A 22,831-nucleotide genomic window follows, 5' to 3' on the forward strand; every position below is an offset into this window, starting at 1 on the left:
GAAACTGGCTTGACGACCGGCTAGGGAACAACTTACCGTGCCGGACGGCGATTAACTAGCCGGTCGTCAAGTAAGTATGGCCGCGGCACCCCGCGGCACCTGCGCCCCGGGAGAGACGCACCATGACAACCCAGCAGTCAGCGGCGGTTCCGGAGGAACCCGTCGTCGAACTCGGGAAGCCCGACGAGTTCGAGCAGCGCCCGCACCGCGAGATCCGCCTGGTGATGGTCGGCCTGGTCATCACCATGCTGCTCGCCATGCTCGACAACCTGATCGTCGGCACCGCGATGCCCACCATCGTCGGCGAGCTGCACGGCGCCGAGCACATGTCCTGGGTGGTGACGTCCTACACCCTGGCCACCGCCGCCTCCACCCCGATCTGGGGCAAGGTCGGCGACCTGTACGGCCGCAAGGGCTCGTTCCTGGTCTCGATCGCGATCTTCCTGCTCGGCTCGGCGCTGTCCGGCCTGTCGCAGAGCATGACCCAGCTGATCGCCTTCCGCGCCGTCCAGGGCCTGGGCGCCGGCGGCCTGATGGTCGGCGTGATGTCGATCATGGGCGCGCTGGTGCTGCCCCGCGACCGCGGCAAGTACCAGGGCATGTTCGCCGCCGTGATGGCGCTGGCCACCGTCGGCGGCCCGCTGATCGGCGGCTTCATCACCGACCACCTGAACTGGCGCTGGACGTTCTACGTCAACCTGCCGCTGGGCGCGATCGCGCTGGTCTTCATCGTCGTCGTGCTGAAGCTGCCCAAGATCCGCTCCAGCGCGAAGATCGACTACTTCGGCGCGGCGCTGCTCACCACCGGCATCGTCTCGGCCGTGCTGGTCACCACCTGGGGCGGCCACGAGTACGCCTGGGGTTCGAAGCAGATCCTCGGCCTGGGCACGCTCGGCCTCGCCTCGCTGATCGGCTTCTGCTACGTCGAGCAGCGGGTCGCCGAGCCGATCATCCCGCTCAAGCTGTTCCGCAACCGGAACTTCACCATGGTCTCGATCATCGGCTTCATCGTCGGTTTCGCGATGTTCGGCGCGGTGACCTTCCTGCCCACCTACCAGCAGATCGTGCAGGGCGCCTCGGCGACCAACTCCGGCCTGCTGCTGATGCCGATGATGTTCGGCATGCTGGTGGTCTCGCTGGTGGTCGGCCAGGCCATCACCAAGACCGGCAAGTACCGGATCTTCCCGATCATCGGCACCACCGTGATGGCCGGCGGCTCGCTGCTGCTGTCCACCCTCGCGGTGGACACCAAGAGCTTCACCTCCTCCTGCTACATGGTGGTGCTCGGCGCCGGCATGGGCTTCCTGATGCAGGTCACCATGCTGGTCGCGCAGAACAGCGTGGAGATGAAGGACATGGGCGTCGCCTCGTCCTCCGCCACCCTGTTCCGCACCATCGGCGGCTCCTTCGGCGTGGCGCTGTTCGGCACGCTCTACATCAACCGGCTCAACGACACCCTGAAGGACGCCGGGATGCCGGCCGGCGGCGAGTCCACCGGCTCGATGAGCCCGGAGACGCTGAAGAGCATGCCGCCCGAGGCGGTCTCGGTGCTCCAGCACGGCATCGCCAACGGGATGCACACCGTCTTCCTGTGGGGCACCGTGATCAGCGTGGTCGCCATCGTCGCCTCGCTGTTCATCCGCGAGGTCAAGCTCCGCGGTGGCGCGGACGCCGCCGAGGCCAAGGCCGAGGCCGCCCTGGAGGGCGCGGTCTGAGGCCCGCCGCGGCCTGAAACGCGAACGGCCCGGGACCGCGCGGTCCCGGGCCGTTCGCGCGCTCCGCGCGGGGCTACCGCGGCAGCCGGTAGGTGCCCGGCCCGACCGGCTCGACCAGCCCGTCGGCGACCAGCCCGTCCAGCGCCCGGGCCCGCTGCACCGCGTCCGGCCACACCACGTCCAACTGGCCCTGCGCGACCAGCCCGTGGGCCTCCCGGAGCACCGCCAGCAGCTTGCCGCGGACCTGCCGGTCGGTGCCCTCGTAGGTCTGCCCGCGGCGCGCCGGGCCCTGGTACGGCGGGCAGCCGGCCCGCTGCCAGGCGCACTCGACCCGCAGCGGGCAGGCCCCGCACTCCGGGCCGCGCGCGGTGCACACCAGGGCGCCCAGCTCCATCACCGCGACCGCCCAGGTGGCGGCCCGCTCGTCGGTGGCGGGCAGCAGCTCGTGCGCGGTGCGGCGCTCGGCGGCGGTGGTGGCGTTCGCCGGGTACTCGACGCCGGTGACCGCCCGGGCGAGGACCCGGCGCACGTTGGTGTCCAGCACCGCGTGCCGCTGCCGGAAGGCGAACGAGGCGACCGCGGCCGCCGTGTACTCCCCCACCCCGGGCAGCGCCAGCAGCTCCGCGTGGTCGCTCGGCACCTCGCCGCCGTGCCGCTCGGTGATCGCGACGGCCGCGCCGTGCAGCCGCAGCGCGCGGCGCGGGTAGCCGAGCCGGCCCCACATCCGCACCGCCTCGCCGGGCGCGTCCGCGGCCAGGTCGGCGGGCGTGGGCCAGCGCTCCAGCCAGGCCGCGTACGCGGGCAGCACCCGCTTCACGGGCGTCTGCTGGAGCATGAACTCGCTGACCATCACGGCCCACGGCGAGGCGTCCGGGGCCCGCCAGGGCAGGTCACGGGCGTGGGCCTCGTACCAGCCGATGACGGTCGAGTGCAGCGCCTGGACGGCGCCCGGGGCAAGAGTCGAAGCAGTGGCAACCATGGCCCCCCGATCCTGCCACGAGCGGCCGCGGAGACTTAAAGCCCCAGGTCGTCGAGCTCCTTGAGCAGGTCCGCCCGCGGACTGACCGGGCCGGCCGGGGCCGGGCCGCCCTGCTTCCCGGCCCTGGCCGGCTTGGCCGGCCTGCTCTGCGGGGGCAGCGCCGGGGCGCCGTCGCTCCCGGTGCTCCCGGTGCTCCCGGCGGACAGTGCGGCCGGCTGCCGCGGGCGGCGGTCGCGGAAGATCCACGCCCCCGCCAGACCGCCGGCCAGGCCGCCGAAGTGGCCCAGCCAGGACACCCCGGGGGTCCCCGGGACGGCCGCGATCAGGACGTAGGCGAAGGAGGCGCCCATCACCAGGCCGATCAGCGAGTCGATCAGGTTCCGGTCGAACAGGCCGCGCAGCACCACGTAGCCGATGTAGCCGTAGACCAGGCCGCTCGCGCCGACGGTCACCGTGTCGCCGTCCTGGAACAGCCACACCGTCATCCCGCTGGTCACCACCAGCAGCGCCGTCAGCCCGAGGAACTTGCGCACCCCGCGGTAGGCGGCGAGGAAGCCGAACACGAACAGCGGACCCGAGTTGCCTTCCAGGTGCTGCCAGTTCACGTGCAGGAAGGGGGCGGTCAGCAGGTACCCGAGCGTGTCCGGGTCGTGCGGGCGGATGCCGTGCATCATCGCCACCTGGCCGTCCAGCAGCCAGTTGACCAGCTGCGTCACCCACACCAGGCAGAGGAACCCGAACATGACGAAGAACGCGCGTCGTGCCTCGGCGATCATCTGCGCCGGGTCGAGGCCGCTACCGGTGGGGGCGTGGTCGTGCGGGGAGGCCATGAGGGCGACTATAGGGCGACGCGCCGACGTGTCGAGTCCCCCTTCCGGACCAAATGGCGGATCATGTGAAAGAAGTGGTCCCGGTGAGGTGTTGATGCGTCAACAGGTGCACAAGGTCTCGTAGAGTTTGCTCGTGCCTTCTCTGCGCCAGCCCGTCGGACCGCTGCCCGCCTCGATCTACTGGCGGCGCCGCGTCGTGGTCCTCATCGCCCTCGCCGTCGTCGTCCTCGTGATCGGCCTGCTGGCGTTCGGCGGCGACGACGGGGGCAAGCGGAAGAAGGCTTCCGACGGCAGCCCGCAGCCCGTGCCCGCCCAGTCCATCACCCCCGGCGCGTCCCCCACCGGCCCCGCGATCACCACCCGCCCCGGCGGGACCGGCGGCGGCACCGGCGGGAACTCCTCGGGCGGGAGCTCCTCCGGCGGCGCGACGGGCGGCGCCGGCGGCGAGATCAGCGTCACCGGCGGCAGCTCCTCGGGCGGCGGCGGCTCCTCCTCCGGCGGCGGCAGCTCCTCGGGCGGTACGACCGGCGGCGGCACCGGCACCACCCGCCCCGGCGGCGGGGCCTCGCCGGCCGTCAACACCACCGAGGTGATGGCGCTGCCGGTCTGCACCACCTCGCAGCTCACCCTCGAACTCGCCTCGGCGCAGAACTCGTACGCGACCAAGGACAAGCCGAAGCTGGCCCTGACGATCCGCAACTCCTCCGGGGCGGGCTGCCGGATCAACCTCTCGCACGAGTACTCCTTCCTGACCGTCACCTCCAGCGCCAACGAACGGGTCTGGTCCTCCGCGGACTGCATCACCGAGCGCACCGACGCCTGGGCCCAGATCGGCGGCAACAGCGGCGTCACCGAGACCTTCACCTGGGACCGCACCCGGTCCAAGCCCCAGTGCGCCAGCCCCGACCCCACCCCCGCCCAGCCCGGCAACTACCTCGTCCAGGCCGACCTCACCGGCCCGGCCGGCGGACCGCTCTCGGCCCGCACCTCCGTCCGCCTGGAGAGCTGAGACGAAATCAGGGGCTCGGGGAACGGCGAGAGCCCCTGGTGGTTGCTCGGGCGTAGCCCTACTCGGTCCAGCTGGTGCCCCGCAGGGTGCGGCCGAAGGTGAGCGGGAGCAGGGCCGCGGCCAGGGCCGTGGCGAGGAGGACGAGGACGGTGGGGGCGGGGAGGCGGTCGAGGAGGAGGCCGGCGGTCATGGTGCCGAGGGGGAGGCCGGCCATCAGGAGGGTCATGGTGCCGGCCATCGCGCGGCCGCGCATCTCCTCGGGGACGCGCTGGAAGACCAGGACGTCGAGCATGACCCGCAGGGCGGGCACGCCGAGCGCGGTGACGGCGAGGGCGGCGAAGACCACCGCGGGGCCGCCGGCCAGCGCGGGGAGGGCGAAGGCGAGCGCGCCGGTCCAGGCGACGGCGAGCAGGAGCGCGCCGGGGCTGAGCCCGCGGTGCAGGCGGGTGACGAGGAGCGCGCCGAGCAGGCCGCCGACGGCTTCGCCGGTGAGGGCGAGACCGGTGCCGGCCGCGGAGGTGCCGTGTTCGCGGAGCAGGACCATGACGGTGAGGAGCATCGCCGAGCCGGTGAGGTTGAGCGCGGCGGCGACCAGGACGGTGTCGCGCAGCACCCGGTGGGCGAACAGGTAGCGCAGGCCGGCGAAGGCGGCGCCCTTCTCCGGTCCGTCCGCCGGGGCCCGCGGCCCGGGGCGGGAGTCGAAGCGGACGGCGGTGCTCGCGCCGAGGGCGAGCGCCGAGGTGAGGACCAGGGCGAGGAAGGGGACGGCGCGGCCGAGGCCGAGCAGGAAGCCGGCCAGCGGCGGTCCGGCCAGGGCGGCGCCGTTGACCCGCAGTTCGTCCTGGGAGAGGGCCTGGCGGAGCTGCTCGGGCGGGACGACGGCGCGCAGCGCGAGCATCCGGGAGGGGCCGCCGTAGGCCATGGTGGCGCCGATCGCGGCGGCGGCCAGCAGGGCGTGCGGGACGGTCAGCCGGTGGGCGGCCAGGGCCAGGGCGACGCTGAGCGCGGTGAGCAGCCGGACGGTGTCGGCGAGGATCAGGATCCGGCGCCGGTCGTGCCGGTCGGCGACCGCGCCGCCGTGCAGGCCGAACAGCACCGAGGCCCCGAACTGGACGGCGCCGAAGGCCCCTGCGACGGTCGGGGAGCCGGTCATGGCGAGCAGCAGCAGCGGGTACGCGGTGTCGGCGACGCAGGTGCCGAGCATGGCGGCCGCGGAGCCGGCCCAGAGTGTCTGGAAGCGGCGGTTGCGGCGCAGCGGCACCGCGGTGGTTCCCGGTCCTTCGAGCGTCGCGGTCATCCCTCGCACCCCGTTCATGTCTTCGGCCATGTTCATGATTCAGCAACCATTCACGTCTGCGTGAATGGTTGCACGGCTGAGAATGATTGCGCAAGCGTTGACGCTGTGGCTGAATGTGAACGTGGTGGATCGGATGAAGGAGCGCGAGGTCACGGACGTCGCGACGCTGAAGGCCCTGGCGGACCCGCTGCGGCTGGCCGTCCTCGGGGTGCTGATGAAGCGCGACCCGGAGCCGGTGTCGGTGAAGGAGGTCGCCGCCGAGCTGGACGAGGCGCCGACCAAGCTGTACCGGCACGTCAAGCAGCTGGAGCAGGCCGGGCTGGTGTACGTGGCGGAGACCCGGCTGGTCTCCGGGATCGTGGAGAGCCGCTACCGCTCGGCGCAGCACTCACTGCGGCTGTCGCCGCAGGTGTTCGCGGAGGGCGGCGAGCAGCCGGCCGTGCTGGAGGCGGTGCTGGCCGCGATGGAGCTGGTGCGCTCCGAGTTCCAGCGGTACTTCCTGGCCGGGCGGGTCGACATGTCCCCGGAGCAGCGGGCCGGCAAGTTCGCGCACGCCTCCTTCCGGCTCAGCCCGCAGCGGCTGCGGCGGCTGCGCGAACGGCTGGACGAGGCGCTGGACGAGGTGCTCGCGGAGGGCGACTCCACCGGACCGGACGCCGTCGAGGTGACCCTGTTCGCGCTGCTCTACACGGTGGACCCGCCGGAGTCCGCCGGGGAGTGACGGGCGGTCAGACGTACCGCTCCAGGATGGAGGACTCGGCGAGCCGGGACAGCCCCTCGCGGACCGAGCGGGCCCGGGTCTCGCCGACGCCCTCCACGGTCTGCAGGTCGTCGATCGACGCGGCGAGCAGCTTCTGCAGGCCGCCGAAGTGGTCGACCAGCCGCTCGATGACGGTGTTGGGCAGCCGCGGCACCTTGGCCAGCAGCCGGAAGCCGCGCGGGGAGACCGCGGAGTCCAGCGACTCCGGGGTGCCGGTGTAGCCGAGCGCCTTGGCGACGGTCTGCAGGTCGAGCAGCTCGGCGTGGGTGAGCGCCTCCAGGTCGGCGAGCACCTCGGTGACGGTGCGGCCCTTCTTGGCGGCGCGGTCCGGGAAGTAGTCGCGCACCACGAGCTCGCGCTCCGGCTCGACCCCGGCGATCAGTTCGTCCAGCTGCAGCGACAGCAACCGGCCGTCGGTGCCCAGCTCCAGCACGTACCCGGCGATCTCGCCGGCGATCAGCCGGACCATCTCCAGGCGCTGCACCACCGCCGAGACGTCCCGGACGGTGACCAGGTCCTCGATCTCCAGCGCGGACAGCGTGCCGGCCACCTCGTCGAGCCGGAGCTTGTAGCGCTCCAGGGTGGCGAGCGCCTGGTTGGCCCGAGACAGCACGGTGGTGGAGTCCTCCAGCACCCGCCGCGCGCCGTTGACGTAGATGGCGATCAGCCGCATCGAGTGCGAGACCGCGACCACCGGGTAGCCGGTCTGCCGGTTGACCCGCTCCGCGGTGCGGTGGCGGGTGCCGGTCTCGTCGGTGGGGATGTTCGCGTCCGGCATCAGGTGGACGCCCGCGCGCAGGATCTTGCCGAGGTCCTTGTCCAGGATCACCGCGCCGTCCAGCTTGCACAGTTCGCGCAGCCGGGTAGCGGTGAACTCGACGTCCAGCACGAAGCCGCCGGTGCAGAGCGCGTCCACGCTCTTGTCGAAGCCGAGGACGATCAGGCCGCCGGTGTTGGCCCGGAGCACCCGCTCCAGGCCGTCCCGCAGCGCCGTGCCCGGCGCGATCGCACTGAGGGAGGCCCGCAGCAGGGCCTCCTCGCGGGAGGACTTGTCCGCCCGGTCGATGGCTGCCACGTGACTCCTTGGGCCGACCCGAACCGTGTGCCGCGGCGGCCGGCGGTCTGTCGGACTGTCTGTTGTTGCTGCGAATGATGCCTATGAGCAGCTGAAGTCTAACTGCGTACGGCCGCCGCGGGGCGTGGGTCAGCCCAGTTCGTCCGAGTCGACCGGCTCCCAGCCGGCCATCAGCTCCTCCGGGAAGGCCGGGACGGGGGTGCGGTCGCGGGCCCGGGCGAGCGCCTGGGCACCCGGGTCCGCGGCCGGGCGGGCGGGCGGGGCGGCGTCCGCCTTGGGCTTGGAGCGGGGTCGGCGGCCCGGGATCGCGCGCAGCGCCTCGCCGATGTCGGCGACCTCCACCACCTTCATGCCCGCCGGGACCTTGCCCGGGTCCGGCGGGACGAGGGCGTGCGTGAACCCGAGCCGGTGCGCCTCGGCGAGCCGGCGCTGCACGCCCGTCACCCGCCGCACCTCGCCCGCCAGGCCGACCTCGCCGATCGCCACCAGGTTGTTGGGCAGCGGCGTGTCGGTCGAGGAGGAGGCCACCGCCAGCGCGATCGCCAGGTCCGCCGAGGGCTCGGTGAGCTTCACGCCGCCGACCGTGGCCGTGTAGATGTCCTGCTTGCCGAGCTTCACGCCGCCGTGCCGCTCGACCACGGCCAGGATCATCGCGATCCGCGGCGACTCCAGGCCGGAGGTGGTGCGCCGCGGCGAGGGGATCTGCGAGTCGACCATCAGCGCCTGCACCTCGGCCACCAGCGGGCGCTTGCCCTCCAGCGTCACCGTCAGGCAGGTGCCGGCGACGGCCTTGTCGCGGCGGGTCAGGAACAGGCCGGACGGGTCGGCCAGGCCGACGATGCCCTCGTCGTGCAGCTCGAAGCAGCCGACCTCGTCGGTCGCGCCGTAGCGGTTCTTGACGCCGCGGATCAGCCGCAGCCGGGCGTGCCGGTCGCCCTCGAAGGAGAGCACCACGTCCACCAGGTGCTCCAGCAGGCGGGGGCCGGCGATCTGGCCGTCCTTGGTGACGTGGCCGACCAGCAGCGTCGCCATGCCGCGCTCCTTGGAGGCCCGGATCAGCGCGCCCGCCACCTCGCGGACCTGCGCGGGGCCGCCGGGGGCGCCGTCCAGTTCGGCGGAGGCGATGGTCTGCACCGAGTCCAGGACCAGCAGCGAGGGGTTGACCGCCTCGATGTGGCCGAGCACCGCGCCCAGGTCCTGCTCGGCGGCCAGGTAGAGGTGGTCGGAGAGCGCGTTGATCCGGTCCGCGCGCAGCCGGACCTGGCCGGCCGACTCCTCGCCGGTGACGTACAGCGTGCGGTGCCGGTCGCTGGCGGCCTTCGCCGCCACGTCCAGCAGCAGCGTGGACTTGCCGACGCCGGGCTCGCCCGCCAGCAGCACCACGGCGCCCGGCACCAGGCCGCCGCCGAGCACCCGGTCCAGCTCCGGGACGCCGGTGGAGCGGGCGGTGGCCACCTGTCCGTCGACCTGCCCGATCGGCTTGGCGGGCGCGGAGACCGGCCCGGCCGCGGTCGTCCGGATCGGCACCGCGCCGTGCTCCTCGACCGTGCCCCAGGCGTTGCACTCGGAGCAGCGGCCGACCCACTTGAGCAGTTGGGCGCCGCACTCGGTGCAGCGGTACGAGGGGCGCGCCTTGGCGGTGGTCTTGGTACGGGCAGCCATGCGGGCCACGGTAGCGCCTCGCACCGACATCGCCCGGACGTCACCCGAACGGCGTCACCCGGGCGAACAAGGAATCGGTCCTGTTACCCGAAAGAAGGACAAGCGGCCGAAACCCCCCGGGCGGCGGGTTTCGGCTGCCTACCGTCGGTCGGGTGACCACCGTCCAGCCCCACCCCGTCGGCCCCTCCCCGGTACTCCGGGCGTACGGCGCGTGCGTCGACGGGCTGTTCACCTACTGCCTGTCCGTGCTCTGCGAGCACGAAGCCGCCACCGCGGCCGTCCTGGAAGTCCGCGACCTGGCCCAGCGCCACGGCGACCGGCTCGACGACCCGGCGCTGCTGCGCGCCTGGCTGTACGCGCTGGCCCGGCACCGCTGCCTGGCCCGGCTCGAAGGCACCGTCGAGGAGGACGGCGCCCCCGCGGGCGGGCCGCCCGGGCCCGGCGCGGTCCGCGAGCGGCGGCGCGAACTCGCCTCGCTGGCCTGGCCGGAGGCGGCCGGCACCGACCCGGAGCAGCGCGAGGCGCTGGAACTGGCGGTGCGGCACCGGCTGGACGGCACGGAGGTCGCGGCGGTGCTCGGCCTGAGCACCGGGGCCGCCGCGGCGCTGCTGGACGCGGCGGGCGCCGAGGTCGGCCGGACCAGGACGGCGCTGCTGGTGCTCGGCGTCGGCTCCTGCCCGGAGCTGGCCCAGCTCGGCGGCGTCGGCGCGGAGTCCTGGCGGGGCTGGGTGCTGGGCCCGGCGCTGCGCCGGGAGCTGGTGCTGCACCTGGTGGAGTGCCCGACCTGCCGGGGCACCGCGGAGCGGGTCGCGGGCCAGCTCGGGCACGGCCTGGCCGGGCTGCCGGGCCTGCCGCTGCTGGCCGCGCCGGGGCCGCTGCGCCCGGCCGCGGCGCCGAGCGGCGGGACGGCGTTCCTGGCGGGCGCGGCGGCCGGCCGGCGGATCGCGCAGGGCCCGGCGGAGCCCCGGTTCGACCAGCGCGGCTTCCCCCGGCACCGGATGACCCCGGCGGCCCGCGGCTCGGCGGTGCGGCAGCGGGTGGTGACCACCGGCGTGCTGGCGGCGGTGCTGGCCGCGCCGGTGGTGGCGCTGTGGAGCGCGCACCGGGGCGGCGGGGAGGACCACGCCTCGGCGGTGTCCTCGGTGCGGGTGGACCCGACGGTGGGGCCGGGGCAGCGCGTCCCGGTGCCGGAGCCGACCGCGGTCGCGGCGCTGCCGCCGGCCGCCCAGGTGACGACGATGGAGCTGGCCGGTGCGGTGACCGCAGAAACGTCCCTGCCGACGGTTCAAGGACCGGCGGTCCCGGTCCCCTCCGCCGGGGCCGCGCCGCTGTCCAGCCCGGCGCTGACCGCCGAGCCCGTCCCGCCGCCGTCCGCCGCCGGGAACCGGCTGACCGTGGAGGCGGGCGCGTACGGCAGCCGCACGGTGCTGACGCTGACCAACTCCGGTGACGCGCCGCTGTCCTGGCACGCCGTGCTGGACGTGGACTGGCTGCGGCTGAGCCGGGACTCCGGCACCCTGGCCCCCGGCCAGCGGATCACCGTGACCGTCTCGGTGGACGAGTCGCGCGCCCCGCAGGCCCGCTGGACGGCGCACCTGGCGCTGCCGCCGTCCAGCGCCGTGGTGACCCTGGAGGGCGGCACCGACCACCGCGGCGTGCCCACCCCGGACGGCCCGGCGCCGAGCACCTCGACCAGCACCGGGCCGACCCCCTCGCCCTCCGCCGGCGGCTCCGGACCGGACCCGTCGAGCCCCTCGCCGTCGGCGTCCGCCCCCGCCGACCCGTCCCCCTCGGCACCCGCCTCCCCGTCCGCCCCGGTCTCCCCGTCCGCCCCGGTCTCCCCGTCGCCGGCCTCCCCGTCGCCGGCCGCCTCCGCCTCCGCCTCCGCCTCCGAGGACGGCTCGCCGTCCGCGCCGCCGTCCCCGTCCGCTCCGTGACGGCGGGTCAGTCCGCCGCGGTGCGCTCGCCCGCCAGCCAGCGCTCACCGCGGGCCACGGCCTCCTCCAGCGAGGCGTCCAGGACGGGGTCGGCGGGAACGACTCCGTCCGGGCCGAGCGCCCCGGCCAGGCCGGTGTGCCCGGCGAGCCGGACGAAGGAGGGCTGCGCCCCGGCGACGATCAACCGTCCGCCGCGGGCGCCCAGCTCGTCGTTCTTCCGCCGCAGCAGCTTGACCATGCTGGACGAGGGCACGTCGGGGACGGTGCGCACCACCAGCACCAGCACCGCGGGCCCGTCGGGGGCGCGCGGCCAGTCGGCCTCGATCAGCGGGAGTTCGGCGAACAGGCTGACGCCGCTGTAGGCGAGCACGGTGACCCGGCCCGCGGGCAGTTCGGCCGGGACGTCGGCGAGCTCCCAGTGCCCGTCCGGGGTGCGGTGGAGCGCGGCCAGCTTCGCCTGCCGGGACGCCTGCACGCAGTACAGCAGCAGCGAGAGCACCGCACCGAGGATGATCGCCCGCTGCAGCGGCAGCTGGGTGGTGCCCAGGAAGGTGACCGCCATCGCGGCGGCGGACAGCTTCGAGGTGCGCAGCACCAGCTTGACGTCGGGCACCTTGCCGACGATCAGTTCGCCGCCGACCACGATGATCAGCCCGCCGATCACCGGCATCGGGATGTGCTCGGCCAAGGGGGCCAGCGCCAGCACGATCAGCGCCAGCCAGAGGCCGGAGAACACGCCCGCCCAGCGGGTGCGGGCCCCGGCGGAGACCGCGACGCCGGTGCGCGAGAGCGAGCCGCCGACCGGCAGCGACTGGAACAGCGCGCCGGTGACGTTGGCCAGCCCCTGCGCGGTGAAGTCGCCGTTGACGCTGGACTTCGAGCCGTCCGGGTTGGGCACCGAGGGGCTGATCCCGGCGGCCTGGGCGAGCGCCACCAGCGCGATCGACAGCGCCCCGCCGAGCAGGTGCCAGGTCGCCGACCAGTCGGGGGCGGTGAAGTGCGGCAGCGCGGCGGGGATGTCGGCGATGCCGCCGACCAGTTCGACGTCGGTGCCGAGCGCCGCCACGCCCGCGCTGACCACCACCATCGCCACCAGCAGCGCCACCGTCCGCAGCCGCCGCACCGCGTGCGCCAGCGCCCACACCGCGACGGTGGCCACCGCCACCAGGGTCGCGGCGGGCTCCCAGGACCCGGCGTGCACCAGCCAGTCGCCGAACTGCACCAGCTTGTTGTGGCCCTGCGGCGCGTACCCGGTGGCGTCCCCCAGCACGCCGACCACGATCTGCAGCGCGATGCCGGTGGAGAAGCCGACCATCACCGCGTTGGAGACGAAGCTGAGCACCACGCCCAGCCGCAGCACGCCCATCAGCAGCATCACCACGCCGGACAGCACGCCGAGCAGCGCCACGTTCCCGGCGTCCTTCGGGTCGAGCCCGGCGTCGCTCAGCACGCTCTGCGAGGTCAGCGCGATGGCGCTGGTCAGGGTGGTGACCATCAGCACGGTGCGGGCGGTCAGCGAGCCGACGACCGCCGGGACGACGCCGGAGAACAGGCCCGCGACCGGGTTGAACCCGGCGATCGACGCGTACGCCATGCCCTCGGGGATCGAGAACAGGCCGGTCACCAGGCCGGAGGTGACGTCGCTCGGCTTCGGCCGCCCCAGCGAACGCAGCGATCGCGGTGACGGGCGGCGCATCAGGTCAGACCCACCACGGCGTCACCGACGTACTTGGCACCCAGGACCAGCAGCAGCACCAGCATGATCGCCGAGTTGTGCGCGGACATCCACGCCTTCCAGCCGCCCAGCACCTCGGTCGCCCGCGCCCCGCCGAGCAGGTAGACGCCCAGCGGCAGCAGCGTGCACAGCGAGCCGATCAGCACCAGCAGCGCCCCGGCCACCGCCTTTCCCCCGCCGCCCGCGCCGCTGGTGGCGATGGAGACCGCGCCGCCGACCGCCAGCACCAGGTTCTTCGGGTTGGCGGCGGCCAGCACCGCCGCCAGGCCGGCCGACTTCGCCGGGGTGAACCGGTCGATCGCCCGCATCCAGCCCGGCGGCTCGGCGACCTTCCCCTCCCGGGGCCGGCCCTGCCACTGCTCGGCCGCCAGCAGCAGGAACAGCACGCCCAGCGCGAGCTTCACCCAGTACGACCAGTCGGGCGTCCCGGCGCTGGTGTCGATGCCCGAACCGGCCAGCACCACCACGGTGGTGACCGCGCCGAGCGCCACCACCCAGCCGGCCGTGAACGCGATGCCGTTGGTCCGCCCGCGCGGGGTGGCCAGCATCAGGATCACCGCGATCAGCGGCAGCGGGCTGATCGCGATGCCGACCGCCGAGGCCAGCATCTGCCCGATCGCGTCTCCCATCTCCGTCCCCTCCCTGGTCAGCGCAGCCGGATGGCCGGCAGCCGGTAGCTGCCGTCGAGCACCGCGTCCTGCGGCTGGTACATCCGCACCATCGGCCGGAAGCCGCCCTCGGGGGCGGGCAGCCAGTTCGCCGCCTCGTCGGGGGCGGTGGGGCGCTCGTGCTGGAGGTAGAGGGTCAGCGAGCCGTCCTCGCCGTACACCAGGCCGGGGGTGCGGTCGCCGATCGAGTACCGGCCGATCCCGTTGGGGACCAGCAGGTACTCCGGGGTGCCGTACATCGTCACCGACCAGAACGCGCCCACCGGCGGGGTCCTCTCGAACCGCAGGGTGTACGCGTGCGCGCCGCTCAGCGGGACGCCGTCGGCGTCGTTGTAGGTGGTGGCGTACACGGCCTCGTAGGCGTGGTTGCCCCACAGGCCGGTCCGGGCCGCGACCGCGCGGGTCAGGTAGGCGGCGCGGCGGTCGGCGATCTTCCACTGCGGCTCGTCCCGGGTGCCGGGGCCGAGGAAGTCCAGGTTGTAGTCGAACAGGTGCAGGTTGGCCGCCCACTCCCCGGTGGGGTCGCCGGTGCCGAGGGTCGCCGCCTCCACCCGCTCCCGGCCCGCCGCCAGGCCCTTGGCCAGCGCCGCCGACCACTCGGCCGGGCCGTCCAGGTACGGCGAGCGACCCCCGTCGAGCAGGCCGATCGGGGCGAAGCGCTGCTGGAACTCCAGGTCGGGGGCGGCGGGCGGGAAGGCCGCCATCCACAGCCGGAGCTTCTCCAGGAAGAGCAGCTCCTCCGGGACGCCCGCGTCCGGCTCCGGCAGCCCGGCGGCGGTGCCGCCCTCCAGCGGGGTCAGCGTCAACTGCCGTTGCAGCTCCCGGACCCGGTCCAGGTCGTCCGGCCCGGCGCAGTAGTTGCGCACCGCGATCACCGCCACCGCGGTCGGCGCGGTGATCACCGGCACGCCCTCCGGGGCGGTGCCCCGCCAGCCGGGCGGGGCGACCAGCCAGGTCTGCTCGGCGGTGCCGGACGAACGGCGGCCCGCGTAGGCGAAGTTGTTCGTCCAGGCGTCGATGAACTGCAGCACGTCGTACGCGCCGCCGGTGTCCGGGACGTGCAGCAGCAGCGGCCCGGCGGACAGGTCGAGCGGGGCGACCGAGTACACCGTGTCGTTGTTCACCGACACGAAGTGCGAGGCCGGGTCGGCGAGTTCGGCGGCGTGCCCGAAGGTGTTCCACGGCGTCGGGCCGATCGCGCTCATCCCCCGGCGGACGATGGTGTCCACCATGGTCAGGTTGGCCACCAGCGGGGATCCGTACACCAGGGCCTCGGCGGCCAGCATCTCGGGGGTGGCGTCAGCCATGCGAACGTCCTTGTCTGTTCCGGTGGTTCAGTGGTGGAGGATCGGGGGGAGCTGCCAACTTCCGTCCAGCAGCTCGGGCTTCGGGCCGTAGGCGCGCACCGCGACGAAGTACGGGCCCTCGGGGGCGGGCAGCCAGTTCGCCAACTCATGTGCGGCCGCTGGGCGTTCGTGCTGGAGGTAGAGGGTCAGCGAGCCGTCCTCGCCGTACACCAGGCCGGGGGTGCGGTCGCCGACCGAGTACCGGTCGATCTCGTTGGCGACCAGCAGCCGCTCCGGGAGCCGGTACACGGACACCGACCAGAAGAACCGGGCCGGCGGGAGCTGCCCGGGCGGGAAGCGCAGCACCGCGGGCACCCGGCCGCCCTCCGCCGACTCCCGGCCGCCGTACCAGGCCTCCTCGGCGGGCAGCCCGTACAGGCCCGTGAGGGCACCGCGGGCCCGGTCCAGGTAGCGGGTGCCGAGCTGCTCCCGGGTGCCGAACAGGGCGCTGCCGGTGGCCGCGCCCCGCCCGGCCGCGGCCAGCTCGCCGCGGGCGTCCGCGATGCCCGCCAGCAGCGCCTCGCGCACCTCGGCGGGCAGCGCGGCCGGTTCGAAGTCGCCGCTGCCGACGCCCAGTTCGGTCAACCTGCCGCGCAGGTCGGCGTCGGCGGGCAGGGTCGGGAAGAAGCCCAGCAGGAAGTCCAGCAGCGAGAAGAACTCCAGGGTGCCGAGCACCTCCTCGCCCCGCCACACCGGCCACACCGGCTCCGCCGCGACCGGCCGGGGCGTGCCCAGGTGTTCGCTCAGCGGCCTGAGCAGGTACCCGGCCTGCACCCGCTCGACCTCCGGCACGTCCTGCGGCCCCGCCGAGAACGTCCGCCCGAGGATGCCGACCAGGTTGGTGTCGGCCCGCAGCACCCCGTCGAAGTCCTCCGGCGGGTTCGCCCGGTGCCCCGGCCCGGCGATCAGGTACCGGCCCGCGCCGTTCCCGGTGGTCCGGGACCCGACGAAGCCGACGTACGCGGTGTCCAGGTCGTGCACCGGCAGCACGTGGTAGCGGTCGGTCGCGGGCTTCTCCAGCACCCACGGCTCGGCCCGCAGGTCCAGCCAGGCCCACGAGTACGGGGTGTCGTTGTTGGGCGTCACGACGTCCGTGTTGTCCGGGGTGAAGGGCTGCGGGTAGTGCCGGAACACACCGAAACCCCCGACGTACCGGGGGTCCGCGTCGTCGATCGCCTGCGGGTAGACCGTCCGGTAGTTCTCCAGCAGCGGGTACCCCCAGATCCACGCCTGCGCCGCCGTCCGCCGCACCGCCCGCGGATCCGCACCGGCCGGGTTCCCCATCTCGCCCACCCTTCTTCCCCCACGAAAGGGATCATTCAGACATAGCGGTACATCGGGATGCTATGTGCTCCCCCCTCGATCGGCACTCCGACCGGCGGCCCCCGGCCCTCTGACCGGCCGTCCGGTCGGCCCTCCGGTCGGCCATCCGGTCGGCCGTCTGCTCCCGGCGAAAAAGCTCCGCCCCCGGCGAACGCGGCGCATGGGCGGCCGACGGCCCGGAGACCCTCCAGGGCATGGACATCCTTCTACTCGGCGGCTCCAAGTTCCTCGGCCGCGCCTACGCCACCGAGGCGCTCGCCCGCGGCCACCGCGTCACCACCTTCAACCGCGGCGTCAGCCGCACCGACCCGCCCGGCGTCGAAGCCGTGCACGGCGACCGCGCGAACCCCGACGACCTGCGGCGCCTCGTCGACGGCCGCCGGTGGGACGCCGTCGTCGACACCTCCGGGCAGCAGCCCCACGACGTCGCCACCGCCGCCCGGCTGCTCAGCGGCCGCGCCGGGCACTACGGCTTCGTCTCCTCCGTGCACGCCTTCGCCGACTGGCCCGCCCGCCCCGTCGACGCCGGCTCCCCCACCCTGGACTGCCCCGGCGACCTCCCGCCCGACCAGCCCTTCGCCAACGCGCTCAAGGCCGGCTGCGAACGCGCCCTGGCGGCGAACTTCGACGGACCCGCCGCGATCCTCAACTGCGGCCTGCTGATCGGCCCGCACGAACCCATCGGCCGCCTCCCCTGGTGGCTCGACCGGATCGCCCGCGGCGGCCGCGTCCTCGCCCCCGGCGCCCCGGACCGCCCGCTCAGCCTGATCGACGCCCGCGACTTCGCCGCCTTCGGCCTCGACCTCGCGCAGCGGCGGGCCGCCGGACGCTACCTCACCACCTCACCCGTCCGCTCGGCGACCACCGGCGAGTTCCTCGACGCCTGCCGCACCGCGACCGGCTCCGACGCCGAACTCGTCTGGACGCCGGACGCCACCCTGCTCGCCGCCGAGGTCTCCCCCTGGGTCGAACTCCCCCTCTGGGCCCCCGCCACCGAAGGCTGGCACGGCACCTGGCAGGCCGACCCCGCCACCGCCCTCGCCGCGGGCCTGCGGATCCGGCCCCTGCTCGACACCGTCACCGACACCTGGGCCTGGCTCGAAGCCGGCGGTCGCGCGGAGGTCGCCTACCGGCAGCTGGACACGCCGCTGGGGATCGACCCGGAGAAGGAGCAGCAGATCATCGACGGGGTTTGAGCATTCAGGGGCTCGGGGAACGGCGAGCCCTGGTCTGCGGGCGGTTCACTGCCGGAGCGCGCGTGGGCTTCCGGTTCTGTTCACGGCACGCAGCAGCACGGACCTCCGATGGGCTCCGGCCGTCAGCAGCACGGCCCCGCCGTTCCCCGGGCCCCTGATTTCGCGTCCCGCCGTTCTCGGCCGAGCCCCTGAGTTCAGTAGGTGCGGCGGGTGACCAGCTCGGCGAGGGCCAGCAGGTCGTCGGCGCGGGCCGGGTCGGGGACGGCGGTGGCGAGGTGGGCGATCGCGGCGGCCATCCGGTCGCAGCTCTCGGCCTGGGCCCAGGTGCGGCCGCCGGCCCGGTCCACCGCGTCGGCGGCGGCGGCGAGTTCGGTGGGGCTGAGCGGCCGGCCGGTGGCGTACAGGGCGGCGAGTTCCGCGCCCGCGGGGGTGCCGGAGGAGAGCGCGCGCACGACCGGGAGGGACTTCTTGCGGGCGGCGAGGTCGGCGCCCACCGGCTTGCCGGTGACCGCGGGGTCGCCCCAGATGCCGATCAGGTCGTCGATCAGCTGGAAGGCCAGCCCGATCTCGCGGCCGAAGGCGTCCATCGCGTCGGCGGTCTCCGCGTCCGCCCCCGCGTACAGCGCGCCGAGCGCGCACGCGCAGCCGAGCAGGGCGCCGGTCTTGCCCTCGGCCATCGACAGGCACTCGGCGAGCGTGACGTCGGCGCGCTGCTCGAAGGAGCAGTCGGCCTGCTGGCCCGCGCAGAGCTCGACCACGCAGTCGGCGAGGCGGCGGACCGACCCGGCGGCGGCCGGGTGCGGGTCCTCGGCGAGGACCCGCAGCGCCAGCGAGTGCATGGCGTCGCCGGCCAGGATCGCGCCGGTGGTGCCGAACACCCGCCAGGCGGTGGGTCGGTGGCGGCGGGTGTGGTCGCGGTCGAGGACGTCGTCGTGCAGCAGGGTGAAGTTGTGCACCAGCTCGACGGCGGCCGCGGCGCGCACCGCGTCCTGCGGGCGGCCGCCGACCGCGGTGGTCGCGGCCAGCACCAGCGCGGGGCGGATCGCCTTGCCCGCGCCGACCGCGCTGGGGGCGCCGTCGGCCTCCAGCCAGCCCAGGTGGTAGCCGGAGACCAGCCGCATCGAGTCGGGGAGGGTGTCGACCGCGGCGCGCAGCGCGGGATCGACGACGGTGCGGGCCCGGGCCAGCAGGGCCATCGCCTCGGCGGTGTCGCGCCCGCCGTCGGTGGCCGCGGCCGGAGCGCCCTCGCCCTGCTGTCCGCGTTCGGGCACGGTGATGGCCATGGTGAAGTCCTCCCCCTCGGCGGCCCCGGCTGCGGGGCGGCAGGAACGCGCGCTGACGGACCGTCAGGCGGTGGAGCGGGCGGGCCCAGGACGGTGGGCCCGCCCGGTGGTCAGTGCTGCCAGTGGGCGACGTTCACGTTCTCCAGGACGCCGATGGCGTCGGGAACGAGGATCGCCGCCGAGTAGTAGGCGCTGACCAGGTACTTGACCACGGCCTTCTCGTCGATGCCCATGAAGCGGACGTTCAGCCCGGGCTCGACCTGGTCGGGCAGCGCGCCGGGACGCAGGCCGATCACGCCCTGGTTGTCCTCGCCGACGCGCATCGCCAGGATCGAGGTGGTGCCGTTGACCACCGGGATCTTGTTGCAGGTCAGGATCGGCACGCCGCGCCAGCTCGGCACCGTCTTGCCCTCGAACTGGATCGCCTCGGGGTACAGGCCCCGGCTGTTGCACTCCCGGCCGAAGGCGGCGATCGCCTTCGGGTGGGCCAGGTAGAACTTGGTGCTGCGGCGGCGGCAGAGCAGCTCGTCCAGGTCGTCCGGGGTGGGCGGGCCGGAGTGGGTCTGGATCCGCTGGCCGTACTCGGCGTTCGCCAGCAGGCCGAACTCCGGGTTGTTGACCAGCTCGTGCTCCTGGCGCTCGCGCAGCGCCTCGACGGTCAGCCGGAGCTGGTGCTCGGTCTGGTCCATCGGCTTGTTGTACAGGTCGGCGACCCGGCTGTGCACCCGCAGCACCGTCTGGGCCACGCTCAACTCGTACTCGCGCGGCTTGAGTTCGTAGTCGACGAAGGCGGTGGGCAGGTCGAACTCGCCCTGGTGGCCGGCCGACATGCCGATCGCGGCCTCGCCCTTGTGGGTCTGCGGGAGCTGCGAGTCGGCGATGAAGGCCAGGATCTGGTCGCGCAGCGCCTCGGAGCGGTCGGCGAGTTCCTGGAAGGCGGGCCAGGCGAGCACCATCGCGGTGCCGGCCGTGGCGGCCTTGACGCTGTAGGGCCAGCGGCGGTCGGCGACGGTGAGCGCCTCGTCGCCGATGTGGTCGCCGTCCGCGAAGGTGCCCAGGACGGTCGGGTCGCCGTACTTGCCGGTGCCGATCTTGTCGACCTTGCCGTGCGCGACCAGGAGGACCTCGTCGATCTCGGCGCCCTGCTCGATCAGCACCTCGCCCGCCGCGAAGTCCCGCTGGACGAAGCGGGCGGCCAGCTCGGCCAGCAGCACGTCGTCCTCGAAGCCGCGCAGCACCGGGACCTCGCGCAGCGTGGGCGGGACGACCGAGACCTCGCGGCCGACCTGCACGAAGCTCACCCGGCCGCGGCCCACGGCGTACGACAGCCGGCGGTTGACCCGGTAGGTGCCGCCCGAGACCTCGACCCAGGGCAGTGCGCGGAGCAGCCAGCGGTTGCTGATCTCCTGCATCTGCGGGGCCGACTTGGTGGTCGACGCGAGGTTCTTGGCGGCCGCCACCGAGAGGCTGCTCCGCTGCCTCGCCTCGGGAATTCCGGCGGTGGTTTCGGTCGTCATTTCGGCGGGGCCCCTGATCGTGTCGACGGCACGTTGCGGCACCCATGCTGACGGCCGTTCAGGTGAGGCGGCAATCACTCGTGGGGGTGATTCAGGCGCATGGACGCAATAGTGCGACCAGCGCACTGGATCGATCATCCTTCGATCCGCACGCCCCTCCGCGGGGCCGGCCGGGGGCTTGTCGAGGGCCGGCCGGGGACTTGTCGGGGGCTTGTCGGAGGTCGTACAGAACGCCTTTTCCGCCCCCCGTTCCAGGCGTCCGCGCTGCTCACCCACCCCCTGTTCGAATCGCCGCGGAACAGCGCTAAGGTGGCCCCCTCACCGCGTGGTGACCGCCGCCGCAGCGCAGGCGAACCGGTCGGTGACCTCCCCATTGGCACGCCCTCCTCCAGGGAGACCCTCGTGACCGCGCCCGTCCGCGTCTGGCTGAACCGCACCTACGCCGAGAACGTCTTCTTCATCGACCTGCTGCGGACCGCGCCGCGCCCGGTCCACGTCCTGGCCACCCACGTCGACCCCGACTCCCCCGTCATCGCCGCCGCCGACCTGGGCGCCCTCGAACCGGACGGGCTCTCCGCCGAGGCGTACGTGGAATTCGCGCTGGAATTCTGCGCCCGCCACGACGTGGACGTGTTCCTGCCGCGCCTGCACCAACTGGCGATATCGCTGCGCCGCCGCGACTTCGAGGCCCTGGGCACCGTGCTGGTCTGCCCGCCCGCCTCCGCGATCTCGCTGTTCGCCAGCAAGGTCGACGGCTACCGGGCGCTGGACGCGGTCGGACTGCCCACCCCGCTGTGGCGGCAGGCCGACACCGCGTCCGAACTGCTCGCCGCCGTCGAGGAGATCGAGGCGACCGGCTCGGCCGCCTGCCTGAAGCCCGCCTCCGGCGCGGGCGGCGAGGGCTTCCGCGTCCTCACCCGCGAACCGTTCGGCCTCCACCGGCTCGCCGGGTACGTCGACGCCCGGGTCCAACTCGACCAGGTGCTGGACGCGCTGGAGCGGTCCACCGCCCCCGCCGAACTGCTGGTGATGCCCTACCTGGACGGCCCCGAGGTCTCGGTGGACTGCCTGGCCGAGCAGGACGGCCGGGTGCTGGCCGCGGTCGGCCGCACCAAGCAGGGCCGCCGCCGCGGCTTCACCGTCGACCCGGCCTACCTGGGACCCGCCCGCCGACTGGTCGAGGAGTTCGGCGTCGGCCACCTGTCGAACGTGCAGTTCCGGCACGAGCGGGGCACCGGACGCCCGGTCGTCCTGGACATCAACACCCGCCCGTCCGGCGGCCTGCACCAGCTCCGCGTCTGCGGACTCAACCTGCCCGCCGCGGCCGTCGAACTCGCCCTCGGCGCACGGCCGTTGCTCCCCGCCACGGACGAACTCACGCTCGGCGAGTACACCCTGGTCTCCAGCATCCAGGCGGTGCTGCCCCGGCAGTCCGCGGCCCCCGCGCTGGAACGCATCGGCAGCGCGGAACGGCGCACCGCCGCCGCGGCCGTCTCCGCGTAGCGCCCCTCGCCCCTCGCCCCCGCCCGACCGCTCAGACCGTCGGCCCGGACCAGTCCAGGGTCGGCGGCAGCACGCCCTCCAGGGTGAGCAGCCAGCGCTTCGTCTCCACCCCGTGCCACGCCCCGCCGAACCCGCCCAGCCCGTCCGCGGCCACCACCCGGTGGCAGGGCACCAGCAGCGGCAGCGGGTTCGCCCCCATCATCTGCCCCACCGTCCGGGCCGGCACCCCCGGCTCGGACGGGTCGGCGAACACCCCGCTGCGAGCGGCGAGTTCGCCGTAGGTCACGGTCCGTCCCCAGCCGACCGTCGCCAACAGGCAGCGCAGCACCACCAGATGGGGGCCGGCGGCGCCGCTCCAGTCGATCGGCAGCTCCAACTCCCGCCGCGCACCGGCGAAGTACTCGCCGACCCGGGACCGCACCAGGTCGGCCCGCCGCGCATCGGTGCACTCCGGGACGGGCGCGTCGCAGAGGTAGCTCGCGGCGGCCACGCCCCGGTCCGTCACACCGAACCGCATCGGCCCGCTGGGCAGCGGGGTCGGGACGGTCACCCAGGAGAGCTGCATCCCTTCACTGTAGGGGGCACGAAAACCGACGCAGCAGCACGGACCTCCGATGGGCTCCGGCCGTCAGCAGCACGGCCCCGCCGTTCCCCGGGCCCCCGAAGTGAGCGCCCCGTTTGCGGAAGAGGTCAGAGGTGGTCGCGGAGGTAGGCCGCGAGGGTGCGGGACCAGGTGGCGAGTTCGGCGCGGTCGGGGGCCTCGCCGGCGCCCAGGGCGGCCAGTTGTTCGGTGGGGAGGCGGCCGCCGGCGGCCAGCGCGGAGAGGCCGGCGAGGACGGCCGAGAGGCGTTCGGCGTCGTCGTGGCTGAGCATCACCAGGGCGTCGGTGTGGCTGATGGTCATGGAACCGGGCATCGCGTCCTCCTCGATCGGTCCTCCGTCCACCGTACGACCGCCGGGGCCCCGCTCGCCCGTTCGGCCCACCCCGATGGCCGG

At 74.2% G+C, this 22,831-nt stretch carries 19 protein-coding genes; 6 read left to right on the forward strand and 13 right to left on the reverse strand.

Features of this window, described 5'->3' with window-relative positions; genetic code table 11:
- Positions 1-122: 122 nt before the first annotated feature.
- On the forward strand, positions 123-1,715 hold the full coding sequence (locus tag ABD345_RS22435; RefSeq protein WP_344554336.1) for an MDR family MFS transporter: 1,593 nt from the start codon (positions 123-125) through the stop codon (positions 1,713-1,715).
- Between the two features lie 73 nt (positions 1,716-1,788).
- Here the strand turns inward: ABD345_RS22435 and ABD345_RS22440 are convergent, their stop codons facing one another.
- Complete coding sequence (locus tag ABD345_RS22440; RefSeq protein ID WP_344554337.1) at positions 1,789-2,694, reverse strand: HhH-GPD family protein; 906 nt, start codon at positions 2,692-2,694, stop codon at positions 1,789-1,791.
- A gap of 35 nt (positions 2,695-2,729) precedes the next feature.
- Positions 2,730-3,524 carry a rhomboid family intramembrane serine protease gene (locus ABD345_RS22445; RefSeq protein ID WP_344554338.1) on the reverse strand — a complete coding sequence of 265 codons (795 nt, stop codon included), beginning with the start codon at positions 3,522-3,524 and terminating at the stop codon, positions 2,730-2,732.
- A gap of 133 nt (positions 3,525-3,657) precedes the next feature.
- Between ABD345_RS22445 and ABD345_RS22450 the strand changes: the two genes are divergently transcribed.
- Positions 3,658-4,533: a hypothetical protein gene (locus tag ABD345_RS22450; RefSeq protein ID WP_344554340.1), complete on the forward strand. Its 876-nt coding sequence runs from the start codon at positions 3,658-3,660 to the stop codon at positions 4,531-4,533.
- 58 nt (positions 4,534-4,591) lie between these two features.
- Here ABD345_RS22450 and ABD345_RS22455 read toward each other — a convergent pair whose 3' ends face one another.
- A complete protein-coding gene (locus ABD345_RS22455; RefSeq protein WP_344554342.1) occupies positions 4,592-5,866 on the reverse strand; it encodes an MFS transporter in 1,275 nt (424 codons plus the stop codon).
- A gap of 97 nt (positions 5,867-5,963) precedes the next feature.
- Here ABD345_RS22455 and ABD345_RS22460 point away from each other — a divergent pair, with 97 nt between their 5' ends.
- Entirely contained in the window at positions 5,964-6,551 is a 588-nt protein-coding gene (locus ABD345_RS22460) for a helix-turn-helix domain-containing protein (RefSeq protein ID WP_344554343.1), read from the forward strand.
- 7 nt (positions 6,552-6,558) lie between these two features.
- Here the strand turns inward: ABD345_RS22460 and disA are convergent, their stop codons facing one another.
- Together disA and radA are read right to left on the reverse strand one after the other, a co-directional pair.
- Positions 6,559-7,665 (reverse strand): DNA integrity scanning diadenylate cyclase DisA, encoded by a 1,107-nt coding sequence (disA, locus tag ABD345_RS22465; RefSeq protein WP_344554344.1) that lies wholly within the window; start codon positions 7,663-7,665, stop codon positions 6,559-6,561.
- 129 nt (positions 7,666-7,794) lie between these two features.
- Complete coding sequence (gene radA / locus ABD345_RS22470; protein WP_344554346.1) at positions 7,795-9,327, reverse strand: DNA repair protein RadA; 1,533 nt, start codon at positions 9,325-9,327, stop codon at positions 7,795-7,797.
- Between the two features lie 152 nt (positions 9,328-9,479).
- On the opposite strand from radA, the gene ABD345_RS22475 reads away from it, so the two are divergent.
- On the forward strand, positions 9,480-11,264 hold the full coding sequence (locus tag ABD345_RS22475) for a BACON domain-containing protein (RefSeq protein WP_344554347.1): 1,785 nt from the start codon (positions 9,480-9,482) through the stop codon (positions 11,262-11,264).
- A 7-nt stretch (positions 11,265-11,271) separates the two neighbouring features.
- On the opposite strand, the gene ABD345_RS22480 is transcribed toward ABD345_RS22475, so the two are convergent.
- From ABD345_RS22480 to ABD345_RS22495, 4 genes are read right to left on the reverse strand one after another with little or no spacing between them, the layout of a single operon-like run.
- The gene (locus ABD345_RS22480; RefSeq protein WP_344554349.1) at positions 11,272-12,960 is read right to left on the reverse strand and encodes a SulP family inorganic anion transporter; all 1,689 of its coding nucleotides are present in this window, start codon (positions 12,958-12,960) and stop codon (positions 11,272-11,274) included.
- The gene (locus ABD345_RS22485) at positions 12,960-13,628 is read right to left on the reverse strand and encodes a GAP family protein (protein ID WP_344554351.1); all 669 of its coding nucleotides are present in this window, start codon (positions 13,626-13,628) and stop codon (positions 12,960-12,962) included. Before ABD345_RS22485 ends, ABD345_RS22480 begins: the two co-directional genes overlap by 1 nt.
- A 17-nt stretch (positions 13,629-13,645) precedes the next feature.
- Positions 13,646-14,974, reverse strand: coding sequence for a DUF1254 domain-containing protein (locus tag ABD345_RS22490; protein WP_344554352.1), 1,329 nt, complete (start codon positions 14,972-14,974; stop codon positions 13,646-13,648).
- A gap of 27 nt (positions 14,975-15,001) precedes the next feature.
- On the reverse strand, positions 15,002-16,297 hold the full coding sequence (locus tag ABD345_RS22495) for a DUF1254 domain-containing protein (RefSeq protein ID WP_344554434.1): 1,296 nt from the start codon (positions 16,295-16,297) through the stop codon (positions 15,002-15,004).
- 233 nt (positions 16,298-16,530) lie between these two features.
- On the opposite strand from ABD345_RS22495, the gene ABD345_RS22500 reads away from it, so the two are divergent.
- Positions 16,531-17,532, forward strand: a complete 1,002-nt coding sequence (locus ABD345_RS22500; protein ID WP_344554353.1) for an NAD-dependent epimerase/dehydratase family protein — start codon at positions 16,531-16,533, stop codon at positions 17,530-17,532.
- A 194-nt stretch (positions 17,533-17,726) separates the two neighbouring features.
- On the opposite strand, the gene ABD345_RS22505 is transcribed toward ABD345_RS22500, so the two are convergent.
- Together ABD345_RS22505 and ABD345_RS22510 are read right to left on the reverse strand one after the other, a co-directional pair.
- Complete coding sequence (locus ABD345_RS22505) at positions 17,727-18,815, reverse strand: family 2 encapsulin nanocompartment cargo protein polyprenyl transferase (protein ID WP_425556863.1); 1,089 nt, start codon at positions 18,813-18,815, stop codon at positions 17,727-17,729.
- A 110-nt stretch (positions 18,816-18,925) separates the two neighbouring features.
- Positions 18,926-20,332 carry a family 2B encapsulin nanocompartment shell protein gene (locus ABD345_RS22510; RefSeq protein ID WP_344554355.1) on the reverse strand — a complete coding sequence of 469 codons (1,407 nt, stop codon included), beginning with the start codon at positions 20,330-20,332 and terminating at the stop codon, positions 18,926-18,928.
- Positions 20,333-20,734: 402 nt separating this feature from the next.
- Between ABD345_RS22510 and ABD345_RS22515 the strand changes: the two genes are divergently transcribed.
- Entirely contained in the window at positions 20,735-21,835 is a 1,101-nt protein-coding gene (locus tag ABD345_RS22515) for an ATP-grasp domain-containing protein (protein WP_344554356.1), read from the forward strand.
- A 31-nt stretch (positions 21,836-21,866) separates the two neighbouring features.
- On the opposite strand, the gene ABD345_RS22520 is transcribed toward ABD345_RS22515, so the two are convergent.
- Both ABD345_RS22520 and ABD345_RS22525 read right to left on the reverse strand, forming a co-directional pair.
- Complete coding sequence (locus tag ABD345_RS22520) at positions 21,867-22,400, reverse strand: methylated-DNA--[protein]-cysteine S-methyltransferase (protein ID WP_344554358.1); 534 nt, start codon at positions 22,398-22,400, stop codon at positions 21,867-21,869.
- A gap of 125 nt (positions 22,401-22,525) precedes the next feature.
- Complete coding sequence (locus ABD345_RS22525; protein ID WP_344554360.1) at positions 22,526-22,750, reverse strand: hypothetical protein; 225 nt, start codon at positions 22,748-22,750, stop codon at positions 22,526-22,528.
- Positions 22,751-22,831 lie beyond the last annotated feature (81 nt).

Origin of the sequence: Kitasatospora saccharophila, from assembly GCF_039529925.1 — a bacterium.
Taxonomy (GTDB): domain Bacteria; phylum Actinomycetota; class Actinomycetes; order Streptomycetales; family Streptomycetaceae; genus Kitasatospora; species Kitasatospora saccharophila.